Source organism: Streptomyces yunnanensis (genome assembly GCF_029011865.1).
GTDB lineage: Bacteria > Actinomycetota > Actinomycetes > Streptomycetales > Streptomycetaceae > Streptomyces > Streptomyces yunnanensis.
Genome location: NZ_CP095749.1, coordinates 6,096,077 through 6,107,218, shown reverse-complemented (window position 1 = coordinate 6,107,218; position 11,142 = coordinate 6,096,077). Strand labels below are relative to the sequence as shown.

The window sequence follows — 11,142 nt, the reverse complement described above, 5'->3', positions numbered from 1 at the left end:
CCCGGCGAAGCGACACGGAAGGGACCTCCATGACGGACTCCGCAGCCGGCCCCCCGAACGGGAACGCGGGCGCCGACCCGGGCGGCACCGCGGGCGCCCCGCAGGGGGCCACGGGCGGCCGACCGCCGCTGCCGCCGCCGTACCCGCCGAGCACCGTCCCCGGCCGGCAGCCCGGCGCCGACGCCCCGCCCAAGGTGGTCCCGACCTCCGCCGACCACGCCCTGGAGATCGGCCGCGCCTACTTCCCTCCGGTCGGCTCCCCGGGCGGCCCGGTCTCGCTCCTGGTCCACGAGTTCGACGAGGGGTACCTCGTCCACGCCGGCTGGCCCGCTCCCGAGGACCCCACCGCACCGCCGGCCAGCCCGGGCGGCACCAACATCGTGATCACCAAGAGCAACGGCGACGTGACCACGGTCCCCAACTTCCCACCGGAGTCCGCCATCGCGGTCTACCGGCAGTGGTACCGCCCCGGAACGGCCTGACGCACCGGGATCTCGCCCCTCGTCCCTCGCCCCTCGTCCGTCGCCGGGCGACGGGGGCCGGGACGCACAGCACGGCGATCACGACGTGCACATGGCGGACGCCGACCACGACGCCGACCACGACCGGCGTCCGCTGCCGGACGCGGAGGACCCGCACCACAAGCACCTGGACCTCGAACCGGACTCCGAGCAGCAGGCGCTGCGCGAGCACGCGCCCGTCCACCGCATCGAGCTGGACCACGTCCACGACCGGATGCGCGACTGGGCGGACCGCCGACCAGCCCCGCACACCATCGACCAGGCCACCGCCCACGTCCTGAACTGGTGGGACCGGGCCGCCGCCGGGGCGGTGGTGCGGGAGGTGCACCGGCGGGTTCCCGGCAGCGTGCTGCTCGACGCGGCCGGCGAGTCGGCGGAGGGCCTGCTTCGTGAACTGCTCGCCGAACTGGGCGTGTTGGAGAAGTGCCACTACTCCTTCGCCTGGGGCAGGAGATCAGGAGGCTGGGCCGGGACCACCTGGTGCTGATCGACCAAGCCCTCTCCGCCGGCCCCACCCGCCGTTCCGCCCAGCCCGGTCTGGTGGTGCAGCGCCTGGCCGAGCAGCTGCGGCTGACCACCGGCATCGGTGTGGTCCTCGCCGTGCCCCGGAGCACAAGGTGCGCAAGGGTCGGATCACGCTGCGCCTCGCCGCCCCGGCCGGGGCACAGGCACCGGCCTCCCCGAGTTCGACGACCAGGGCCTCGCCCTCCAGCCGTCCCACGAGGACCACCTCCAGGAGGTCCGGTGGCCGGAGGACCTCCCCGAACAACCCGACGAGGAAGGCCCGTTCCACCACCTCGGCAGGTGGATGGGCGGCTACGTCGTCCTCGACGGCCCGACCGGGCACGTCCTGCGCTGCCCCGTCGAGCACGACGACCCCACCGCGGAGAACGGCGTGCGGGTCGCCACCGACCTGGAGAACTTCCTGACGATGGCGGGGCTGTTCGTCACCGGACGCCGCATCCTGACGGAGATCCAGAACCGCGACGAGGCCCATCTGATGCGCCAGCACATCGACGACGCCCTGTTCGCCGTCGACTGGGAGTGCTCCGACGCGGGCGCCTGGCAGTACCCGCTCCACGAGGAGTGAGCGCCCCGGGAGACGGAACCGCCGGCGGGACCGGAAGAGGCCCCGCCGGCGGTTGGGTACCGTCCGCGGTCGATCAGCCGCGCGCGTCCGCGATCTGTCGGGACATGATCGTGGTCAGCTCGTAGGCGGTGTGCGAGGCCGCCACGGCCGTGATCTCGGCGTGGTCGTAGGCGGGGGCCACCTCCACGACGTCCGCGGACACCAGGTTGCAGGACGCCAGCCCGCGCAGGATCTCCAGCAGCTCGCGGGAGGTCATGCCGCCCGCCTCCGGCGTGCCGGTGCCCGGGGCGTGGGCCGGGTCGAGGCAGTCGATGTCGATGGAGACGTACAGCGGCCGGTCGCCGATGCGCTGGCGCAGCTGGTCGGCGACCTCGTCGGCGCCGCGCCGGTAGATGTCCGCCGAGGTGACGATGCCGAAGCCCATCTTCTCGTCGTCGGTGAGGTCCTTCTTGCCGTAGAGCGGACCGCGGGTGCCGACGTGGGAGAGGGCGGAGGTGTCGAGGATGCCCTCTTCGACGGCCCGGCGGAACGGGGTCCCGTGGGTGTACTCGGCGCCGAAGTAGGTGTCCCAGGTGTCCAGGTGCGCGTCGAAGTGCAGCAGCGCCACCGGGCCGTGCTTCTTGGCGACCGAGCGGAGCAGCGGCAGCGCGATGGTGTGGTCGCCGCCGAGGGTCATCATGCGGGCGCCGGTGCCGAGGATGTCGTCCGCGGCGGCCTCGATGGTCTCCACGGCCTCGTTGATGTTGAACGGGTTGGCCGCGATGTCCCCCGCGTCGGCGACCTGCGCCAGCGCGAACGGCGAGGCGTCCTGCGCCGGGTTGTAGGGCCGCAGCAGCCGCGACGCCTCGCGGATCGCGTTGCCGCCGAAGCGGGCGCCGGGGCGGTAGGAGACGCCGCTGTCGAAGGGGACGCCGACGACGGCGACATCGGTCCGGCCGCCGACCTCGTCGAGGCGGGGCAGCCGGGCGAAGGTCGCGGGCCCGGCGTAGCGCGGGATGCGGGAGGAGTCGACGGGGCCCACGGGCTCGTGCGATGCGGTGGTCATGGCGCCGAGAGTAGGGACCGACCGACCACCGGGACATGGACATTTGCGGACCTCGGAGCCTCCGCGTTCGACATTCCGTCCAATGCCCGCGGTGTCCGTCGCCCGGCGCCCGGCGCGGCCGGCCGGTGTCCGCGCCTCGGAACGCCCCGCCCCCGGAGATCCGTACGGGCACAATGTCGCTATGCCGATAGCCGCTGCAGCCCCCTCGCGTGCCGAACTCGTCGACCATCTGGTCCGGACCCGGATCGCGGGGAACGTCGCCACCCCCCGCGAGAACAACCTCCTCCACTACCGCAGGCTCGCGAACGGCGACCGCCACTACTGGTTCGGCCTGGAGCTGGGCGACCGCTGGACGGACGAGCAGGACGTGCTGGCCGTGATGGCGGAGCGCTGCGGCGTCAACGACGACCCGGACCACCGGCAGGGCCAGGACACCATCGACCCCGAGCTGACCGTGGACGCCCTGGACCGCGCCGCCGCGGTGCTGCGCAAGGCCGCCGCCGACCGCCAGCGGGTGCTGTTCGCCACCGGCCACCCGGGCGGCCTGCTGGACGTGCACCGCGCCACCGCCCAGGCCCTGCGCGAGCACGACTGCGAGATCATGGTCGTCCCGGACGGTCTGCAGGCCGACGACGGCATGGTCTTCCAGTTCGGGGACGTGGCGATGCTGGAGCGCGGGGCGACGCTGTGGCACACCCACTCCCCTGCGCCGATGGCCGCCGTCCTCGACGGCCTGGAGCGCGCCGGCCGCCCGCTGCCGGACCTGGTGATGGCCGACCACGGCTGGGCCGGCTGCGCGGGCCAGCGCGGCATCCCCACGATCGGCTTCGCCGACTGCAACGACCCGGCGCTCTTCCTCGCCGAGTCCGAGGGCACCGTCCAGGTCACCGTCCCGCTGGACGACCACGTACTGAGCCCGCGCCACTACGACCCGCTGACCGCTTACCTACTGGACGCGGCAAGGCTCGACTAAAGGCTCACTAGACTGAACGGCTCCCCTCGGTGGCGTCACGCTCAGCGCACCGTCCTGATCATCACGGTCAGGACCGGTGAGGCTGCTGAGGGCTGGCTCTGGCCGATGCCTTCGTATCCCCAGGCTTGGTAGAGGCGGTGCACCTTTCCGTCTCCGGCAGCGGGGTTGACCATGAGGGTGACGTACGGCTCGTCACATTCGGCGAGAAGGGCATCGTGGATGCGCCGAGCGGTGCCGGTACCGCGCCAGGGAATGCGCACACCGATTTCCTTCAGGGCCACGGCATGCCAGTCGGTGTATTCAGCCGACGGGGTGGGACTGACGCGCTTCCACCAACGGTCGTCGGAGTCAACGGTGTTGGCGTACGCATAGCCAATGGGATCGTCCTGATCGTAGGCGAGGACAGCCACCCAGCCGGGTTCCTTGGAGTGGCGGTCAAGGCGCTCGGCGAAGGCCGAGACGGCGTAGTTCGGAAGGTGCAGGAGGTCGGCGCGGACATCGGCGTACACATCCAGGAGATGTCGCCGGGCCGGTTCGAGCGAGTGGAACGTACGTAGCTCGATGGTGGACGTCATGCAGATTCCTTCCGGGTGGCGTGCGTGTACTGGCTCCACTTGCGGACGGCCGAGCTGTCCGGCGCCAGGGCGTGAATCTTGGCGTTGAAGCTGCGGAGCATCTGGGCGACCCGCGGGTGGTGGGCAGCGCTTTCTGCGGAGATCGACATGGCGGTCGAGACAGCCGGTTCCATGTCGCCTTGGCCAAGTTGGGCGCATGCCAGGCGAGTAGTGGCGATGGCCTTCGACCGTTGCATGTGCGGGCGGAGAGCCGCCAGACACCGGTGCGCATGCGCTTCGGCCATCTCGTATTCGCCGAGTGCCAGGTACCCGGTGAGCGCAAGGGAATCCAGCTCCGCCTGGTCGTAGAACGAGGTCATCCATACGGGACGATCGGCACTGGGATCGGCGCGCTCCATAGCGTCCTGGGCCTGACCGAAGCCGCGCCGGGTAGCCGTGCCATTTCCAGCTACGCCTTGAATGGCAGCCTGCCTGGCCAGAGCGAGGGAAGCGAACAATGGATCGCGACGCGTGATGGAGAGGCTTCGGGCAACGTCATTTGCAGCCAGAGCTTCGACTGGGCGCCCCATGTGCCGGTACAGCGTCCCGGCGTGCGACCAAATTCTGAACTTGATGGCCGGATCGGCAGCCAATTCGGCAAGGGCCTGCGCTTCCCGCATGTGAATGATCGCGTCTGCGTAACGCCGACCGTCGATGGCCGCCCACATCGCCGAGGAGCGGAATGCCGCCGCGCATCCGTAGACGTAAGCGCGGACCCGTTGACTCGCGCTCCCGGAATTCTGAAGGGCCAGGGCCTCATCGGCGAGCGTCACCGCTTTCCGCTCGATGCCGAGCCGGCCACCGTGGCGGTGGTCGCTCACGATGATCTCAGTAAAGCGCTGCTGGAGCCGGACGGCGTCGCTTGCTCCGATGCGGTGGCTGGAGGCGAACGCGGGTGCGACCGAGGCGGCGGCCAAGGCCGTCCCGGCTGTAAGGAAACGACGACGTTCCACGGCGCCCTCCGGCGGTGGTGCGGGCGCGGGCGACGGGGCACGGCCCCGCGGCACGAACCCTAAAGCGGTGGCAGGCAGGCCGGTGACCTTCTCCAGCGCGACCCGGGTCGCCGACTTGGGCCACCGTACCCGGCCCGCCTTCCAGTCACGGATCGACGAGCCGTCCAGCCCTCCGACCCTGCCGGTGAGGTCGCCGACCGCCGAATTCACTGCCTCGGCCAGCGAGTTGGAGCTGTAGCCATGCTCCTTCATCCAAGCCTCGAGCACCGCGTTCCGCGAGGTGTTCATGTACGCACGGTAGCCCCGTGATCACCAGTGCGTCAGCCAAAGGGCGAATCAAATCGCCCTAGGGCCGCGCCGAAAAAGTAGCCCAATCTCCCTAATCACATCGCCCCGGCACGGCGTTAGCTCGTCATAAGCCGACGGACCCGCATCAGCAGCGCTTGGAGGACGGAACCCCATGTCGACTTCATCAACCGCTCGCCGCGCCCTCACCAATGCCACACCGCCCCCTCGTTCGGAGCACGCCTTACGAACCGACACTAGCCCCCTGCCTCCCGAAGCCAACACACTCCGTCGTCAGCAGGGTGATCCCGTCGGTTGGAACGCCGTCCCGCCCCTGAACGTGTGGACGGTCGATGAGATCACGGGCAATGCGTGCCCGTGCTGCCACAGCGTCTACAGCCTGGCGCGGGAGAAGATCAACGGCGCTGATGGGCAGCATGCCTGCCGGTTGTGTGCCGCCCTGCTCGGCATCCCCACAAGCGCGGAGGCCACACTGTGAGTTCCGGGAAGCTCAAGAAACTGCCGGAAGTCGGAGATGAGGTCGAATACGCCCCAGGGCGGATGGCCATCGTGACCGACATCCGCGAAGGCATCCCATATCTGCGAAAGCCGGGAATCCGGGAATGGCGGGTGCAGGATCCGACATCTTTAACGGTGATGCGGACACGTGCCGAGCGGATCGCGGCCAACGACTTTTCATGAGGAAAGGAATGCTGCTGGCTCTGCCCGGTCAGGGCAGAGCCAGCAGCCGTAGGGGAACTGCACATCGCACCACGTGTAACCGGGTTCTGCGGTATCGCCGTCCTCAGTTGCGTCACATGGGTCCACAAGCAGTCCTCGGGGCGATCCGGCAGCCGAGGCTTGTGAGCGCACAAGACTTCATCGGCGAAGTCAGCTCAAGACTCCCAGCCCGCCTGATCAGGCGCCCTGCACGGGCCAATGCGGGGGTGGGTGGCGGGGTGCCATCCCCCATGGGCAATGACACCCCGGAGCCGTAGACCGTTCCCTACCTCCACGGCACCCGGACGACCCCCTCCTGGATCACCGACACCACCAGCTGGCCGTCGGCGGTGAAGATGCGGCCCTGGCCCAGGCCCCGCCCGGCCTGGGCGGTGGGCGACTCCTGGTCGTAGAGCAGCCACTCGTCGGCGCGCAGCGGGCGGTGGAACCACATCGCGTGGTCCAGGCTCGCGCCGACCACGTCGCCCACCGCCCAGCCGCCGCGGCCGTGCGCCAGCAGGATCGAGTCCAGCAGCGTCATGTCGGAGACGTAGGTGACCAGGCAGACGTCGAGCAGCGGGCGGGGGATCTCGCCGTCGTCGTCGAGCTTGCCGTGGGTGCGGAACCAGACCTGGGAGCGGGGCTCGCGCGGCTGCCCGACGGTGACGTAGGGCGGCTCGTCGACGTACCGCAGGTCGATCGCGGCCCGGGCCTCCAGCAGCCGCTCGGCGACCTCCGGCGAGAGGTACCGCTCGGCGTGCCGGGGCAGCATCTCGGCGGCGGTGGGCAGCTCCAGCGGATCCGGCGCGGCCGGCATCGGCTCCTGGTGCTCCAGCGCCGCCTCCTCCTGCGCGTGGAAGGACGCGGTGAGGTGGAAGATCGGCTTGCCGTGCTGGACGGCGACCACCCGCCGGGTGGTGAAGGACCGCCCGTCGCGGATCCGGTCGACGGTGTAGACGATGGGTGCGCCGGGGTCGCCGGGGCGCAGGAAGTAGGCGTGGAGGGAGTGGGGCGGACGGTCGGCGGGGACGGTGCGCCCGGCCGCGACCAGTGCCTGGGCCGCGACCTGGCCGCCGAAGACCCGGGGCACGACCGAGGCGCGGCTTTGGCCGCGGAAGATGTCCTGCTCGATCCGCTCCAGGGCGAGCAGATCGAGCAGCGACTGCAGTGCGTCGTTCACGTGCGTGCGGCCCTTGCGCCCTTACAGGCCCATGGACTTGGCGATGATGGACTTCATGACCTCGCTGGTGCCGCCGTAGATGCGGTTGACGCGGTTGTCGGCGTAGAGGCGGGCGATCGGATACTCGTTCATGAAGCCGTAGCCGCCGTGGAGTTGGAGGCAGCGGTCGATGACGCGGTGGGCGACCTCGGTGCAGAAGAGCTTGGCGGAGGCGGCCTCGGCCGCGGTCAGCTCACCGGCGTCCAGGGCCTCCAGGGCGCGGTCGGCGACGGCCTCGGCGGCGTCCACCTCGGCCTGGCAGGCGGCCAGTTCGAACTTGGTGTTCTGGAAGGAGGCGACGGTCTTGCCGAAGACGGTGCGCTCCTGCACGTACGCTTGCGCGAACCGGACGGCGGCCTTGGCCTGCGCGTACGCGCCGAAGGCGATGCCCCAGCGCTCGGAGGGCAGGTTCTGGCCGAGGTAGGAGAAGCCCTTGTTCTCCTCGCCGAGCAGGTCCTCGACGGGCACCTTGACGTCGACGAAGGCCAGCTCGGCGGTGTCGGAGACCTTCAGGCCGAGCTTGTCGAGCTTGCGGCCGATCGAGTAGCCCTCGGACTTCGTGTCGACGGCGAAGAGGGAGATGCCGAAGCGGCGGTCGTCCTCGCGCGGAGCGGACGTGCGGGCGCAGACGATGACGCGGTCGGCGTGCACGCCGCCGGTGATGAAGGTCTTGGCGCCGTTGAGGACGTAGTGGGTGCCGTCGGCGGAGAGCTTGGCGGTGGTCTTCATGCCGGCGACGTCGGAGCCGGTGCCCGGCTCGGTCATCGCCAGGGCCCACATCTCCTCGCCGGAGACGAACTTGGGCAGATAGCGCTTCTGCTGCTCCTCGGTGGCGAGCATCTGGAGGTACGGCAGGCCGAGCAGCACATGGACGCCGGAGCCGCCGAAGCTGACGCCGGCGCGGGCGGTCTCCTCGTACATCACGGCCTCGAACTTGTGCGAGTCGATGCCGGCGCCGCCGAACTCCTCGGGCACGCGGATGCCGAAGACGCCCAGCTCGGCGAGCTTGTAGTAGAAGTCGCGGGGCGCCTGGCCGGCGGCGCACCAGTCGTCGTAGACCGGTACGACCTCGGCCTCGATGAAGGCGCGTACGGTCTCCCGGAACGCCTCGTGATCCTCGTTGAACACCGTCCGGCGCATGCCCTCGGCCTCCTTCGCCACCCTACTTGGCTAAGCGTTTGCTCAGCGAAAGCTACCCGCCGGTCACCAAAGCTGTCCAGAGGTGGGACGGGCCCGCGGCCGACCGCGGAAGCGGTGGGCGACGGGCCCGGCGGGGCTTGCCGCTCAGCCCGCCCGGCGGGACGCCGCGACGCCCTCCACGACCACCGGCGCGACCGCGGCCCCGTCGGCGTCGACCGCGCCGAACGCCCCCAGCGCCAGCCGGTGCAGCAGCCGCGCCATCTCCGCGCGACCCGGGAGTGAGCCCGGGCGGCCCAGGTGCGGGGTGGAGTTCAGCAGCCCGAAGACCGCGTGCACGGCGGCCCGCACCTCGGACTCCGCCGACTCGGGATGGACCTGCCGGACGACCTCCACCCACAGCTCGACGTACTGCCGCTGGAGCTGCCGCACCCGCTTGCGGTCGGCCTCCCGCAGGCGGTCCAGCTCGCGGTCGTGCAGGGTGATCAGGGGCCGGTCGTCGAGCGCGAAGTCGATGTGCCCGTCGATCAGCGCGTCGAGCACCGCCGAGGGGGTCTCGCCGCCCTCCTCGATCCGCATCCGGCCGCCGGCCAGCAGCCGCTCGCTGATCCCGACGAGGAGTTCGGCGAGCATCGCGTCCTTGCCGGCGAAGTGCCGGTAGAGCCCGGGGCCGGAGATGCCCACGGCCGCCCCTATCTCGTCCACGCCGACGCCGTGGAAGCCGCGCTCCGCGAAGAGCCGGGCGGCCTCCTTGAGGATCTGCTCGCGGCGGCTGGTCGGGGCGGGGGCGTGCGCATTGCTCATGCCGTCGATTGTAGACAGCCGGGTTAGTGGTCGTTAACCTGAGGGAGAAGAGGTTAACGCCCATTAACCCGCCTGGCCCCGGACACACCCCGCGGCACCCGGCGGGCAGCCGACCGAGCGAGGGGGCCCATGGCGATGGAGGCCATCGAGCAGGCACCGGTACTGACCGGCACCGACGACCCGGCGTCCGACGCCTGGCGGGCCAACGAGGCCGCGCACCGCGAGCTGTCCGGGCAACTGCGCGAGAAGCTGGCCGCGGCCCGGCTGGGCGGCGGCGAGAAGGCCCGGGCCCGGCACACCGCCCGCGGCAAGCTGCTGCCCCGCGACCGGGTGGACGCGCTGCTGGACCCCGGCTCCCCGTTCCTGGAGCTGGCGCCGCTGGCGGCGGACGGGATGTACGACGGGGCCGCGCCGGCCGCCGGGGTGATCGCCGGCATCGGCCGGGTCAGCGGCCGGGAGACCCTGATCGTCGCCAACGACGCCACCGTCAAGGGCGGCACGTACTACCCGATGACGGTCAAGAAGCACCTGCGCGCCCAGGAGGTGGCGCTGGAGAACCGCCTCCCGTGCCTGTACCTCGTCGACTCCGGCGGCGCGTTCCTGCCGATGCAGGACGAGGTCTTCCCCGACCGCGAGCACTTCGGGCGGATCTTCTACAACCAGGCCCGGATGTCCGCCGCCCGCATCCCGCAGATCGCCGCGGTCCTCGGCTCCTGCACGGCCGGCGGCGCCTACGTCCCGGCGATGAGCGACGAGGCGGTGATCGTGCGGAACCAGGGCACGATCTTCCTCGGCGGCCCCCCGCTGGTGAAGGCCGCCACCGGCGAGGAGGTCACCGCCGAGGAACTGGGCGGCGGCGAGGTGCACTCCCGCACCTCCGGCGTCACCGACCACCTCGCGGAGGACGACGCGCACGCCCTGCGGATCGTCCGCACCATCGTCGCCACCCTCGGCGACCGCCCGCCGCTGCCCTGGTCCGTCCGGCCCGTCGAGGAGCCCAAGGCCGACCCCGCCGGGCTCTACGGCGCGGTGCCGGTGGACTCCCGCACGCCCTACGACGTCCGCGAGGTGATCGCCCGGATCGTCGACGGCTCCCGCTTCGCCGAGTTCAAGGCCGAGTACGGCACCACCCTGGTCACCGGCTTCGCCCACGTGCACGGCCACCCGGTGGGGATCATCGCCAACAACGGCATCCTGTTCTCCGAATCCGCCCAGAAGGGCGCCCACTTCATCGAGCTGTGCGACCAGCGCGGCATCCCGCTGCTGTTCCTCCAGAACATCTCCGGCTTCATGGTCGGCCGGGACTACGAGGCGGGCGGCATCGCCAAGCACGGCGCGAAGATGGTCACCGCGGTCGCCTGCGCCCGCGTCCCCAAGCTGACCGTCGTCATCGGCGGCTCCTACGGAGCGGGCAACTACTCGATGTGCGGCCGCGCCTACTCCCCCCGCTTCCTGTGGATGTGGCCCAACGCCAAGATCTCGGTGATGGGCGGCGAGCAGGCCGCGTCCGTGCTCGCCACCGTCAAGCGCGACCAGTTGGAGGCGCGCGGCGAGGAGTGGAGCGCGGCGGACGAGACCGCCTTCAAGGACCCGATCCGCGCCCAGTACGAGAACCAGGGCAACGCCTACTACGCGACCGCCCGGCTGTGGGACGACGGCGTCATCGACCCGCTGGAGACCCGCCAGGTGCTCGGCCTGGCGCTGACCGCCTGCGCCAACGCCCCCCTGCCCCAACGGGACGACGCAGCGCCGGCCTTCGGCGTCTTCCGGATGTGAGAGGA

12 protein-coding genes are annotated in these 11,142 nt (G+C 70.9%); 6 read left to right on the top strand and 6 right to left on the bottom strand.

Going from position 1 to position 11,142, the window contains the following annotated elements; translation table 11 throughout:
* Positions 1 to 29 precede the first annotated feature (29 nt).
* From MOV08_RS26725 to MOV08_RS26715, 3 genes are all read left to right on the top strand, one after another.
* The gene (locus MOV08_RS26725) at positions 30 to 482 is read left to right on the top strand and encodes a hypothetical protein (RefSeq protein WP_275309150.1); all 453 of its coding nucleotides are present in this window, start codon (positions 30 to 32) and stop codon (positions 480 to 482) included.
* Positions 483 to 573: 91 nt separating this feature from the next.
* On the top strand, positions 574 to 1,008 hold the full coding sequence (locus MOV08_RS26720; RefSeq protein ID WP_039636245.1) for a hypothetical protein: 435 nt from the start codon (positions 574 to 576) through the stop codon (positions 1,006 to 1,008).
* A 99-nt stretch (positions 1,009 to 1,107) separates the two neighbouring features.
* Positions 1,108 to 1,611 carry an SUKH-4 family immunity protein gene (locus MOV08_RS26715; protein WP_275309149.1) on the top strand — a complete coding sequence of 168 codons (504 nt, stop codon included), beginning with the start codon at positions 1,108 to 1,110 and terminating at the stop codon, positions 1,609 to 1,611.
* Between the two features lie 73 nt (positions 1,612 to 1,684).
* Here the strand turns inward: MOV08_RS26715 and speB are convergent, their stop codons facing one another.
* Positions 1,685 to 2,656 carry an agmatinase gene (gene speB, locus MOV08_RS26710; protein WP_275309148.1) on the bottom strand — a complete coding sequence of 324 codons (972 nt, stop codon included), beginning with the start codon at positions 2,654 to 2,656 and terminating at the stop codon, positions 1,685 to 1,687.
* A gap of 181 nt (positions 2,657 to 2,837) precedes the next feature.
* Between speB and MOV08_RS26705 the strand changes: the two genes are divergently transcribed.
* Positions 2,838 to 3,629, top strand: coding sequence for a phosphatase (locus MOV08_RS26705; protein WP_275309147.1), 792 nt, complete (start codon positions 2,838 to 2,840; stop codon positions 3,627 to 3,629).
* Positions 3,630 to 3,670: 41 nt separating this feature from the next.
* On the opposite strand, the gene MOV08_RS26700 is transcribed toward MOV08_RS26705, so the two are convergent.
* Positions 3,671 to 4,204 (bottom strand): GNAT family N-acetyltransferase, encoded by a 534-nt coding sequence (locus tag MOV08_RS26700; protein WP_275309145.1) that lies wholly within the window; start codon positions 4,202 to 4,204, stop codon positions 3,671 to 3,673.
* Positions 4,201 to 5,484 carry an NsdA family TPR-like regulatory protein gene (locus tag MOV08_RS26695; protein ID WP_275309143.1) on the bottom strand — a complete coding sequence of 428 codons (1,284 nt, stop codon included), beginning with the start codon at positions 5,482 to 5,484 and terminating at the stop codon, positions 4,201 to 4,203. Before MOV08_RS26695 ends, MOV08_RS26700 begins: the two co-directional genes overlap by 4 nt.
* A 492-nt stretch (positions 5,485 to 5,976) precedes the next feature.
* Between MOV08_RS26695 and MOV08_RS26690 the strand changes: the two genes are divergently transcribed.
* Complete coding sequence (locus MOV08_RS26690) at positions 5,977 to 6,183, top strand: hypothetical protein (protein ID WP_275309141.1); 207 nt, start codon at positions 5,977 to 5,979, stop codon at positions 6,181 to 6,183.
* Between the two features lie 304 nt (positions 6,184 to 6,487).
* Here the strand turns inward: MOV08_RS26690 and MOV08_RS26685 are convergent, their stop codons facing one another.
* The 3 genes from MOV08_RS26685 to MOV08_RS26675 all read right to left on the bottom strand — a co-directional run bounded on the left by MOV08_RS26685 (position 6,488) and on the right by MOV08_RS26675 (position 9,361).
* On the bottom strand, positions 6,488 to 7,381 hold the full coding sequence (locus MOV08_RS26685; RefSeq protein ID WP_275309139.1) for an acyl-CoA thioesterase: 894 nt from the start codon (positions 7,379 to 7,381) through the stop codon (positions 6,488 to 6,490).
* A 21-nt stretch (positions 7,382 to 7,402) separates the two neighbouring features.
* Entirely contained in the window at positions 7,403 to 8,560 is a 1,158-nt protein-coding gene (locus MOV08_RS26680) for an acyl-CoA dehydrogenase family protein (RefSeq protein ID WP_275309138.1), read from the bottom strand.
* Between the two features lie 144 nt (positions 8,561 to 8,704).
* Positions 8,705 to 9,361: an SACE_7040 family transcriptional regulator gene (locus tag MOV08_RS26675; RefSeq protein ID WP_039636233.1), complete on the bottom strand. Its 657-nt coding sequence runs from the start codon at positions 9,359 to 9,361 to the stop codon at positions 8,705 to 8,707.
* A 144-nt stretch (positions 9,362 to 9,505) separates the two neighbouring features.
* On the opposite strand from MOV08_RS26675, the gene MOV08_RS26670 reads away from it, so the two are divergent.
* Positions 9,506 to 11,137 carry a carboxyl transferase domain-containing protein gene (locus MOV08_RS26670; RefSeq protein ID WP_039641589.1) on the top strand — a complete coding sequence of 544 codons (1,632 nt, stop codon included), beginning with the start codon at positions 9,506 to 9,508 and terminating at the stop codon, positions 11,135 to 11,137.
* Positions 11,138 to 11,142: the final 5 nt, after the last annotated feature.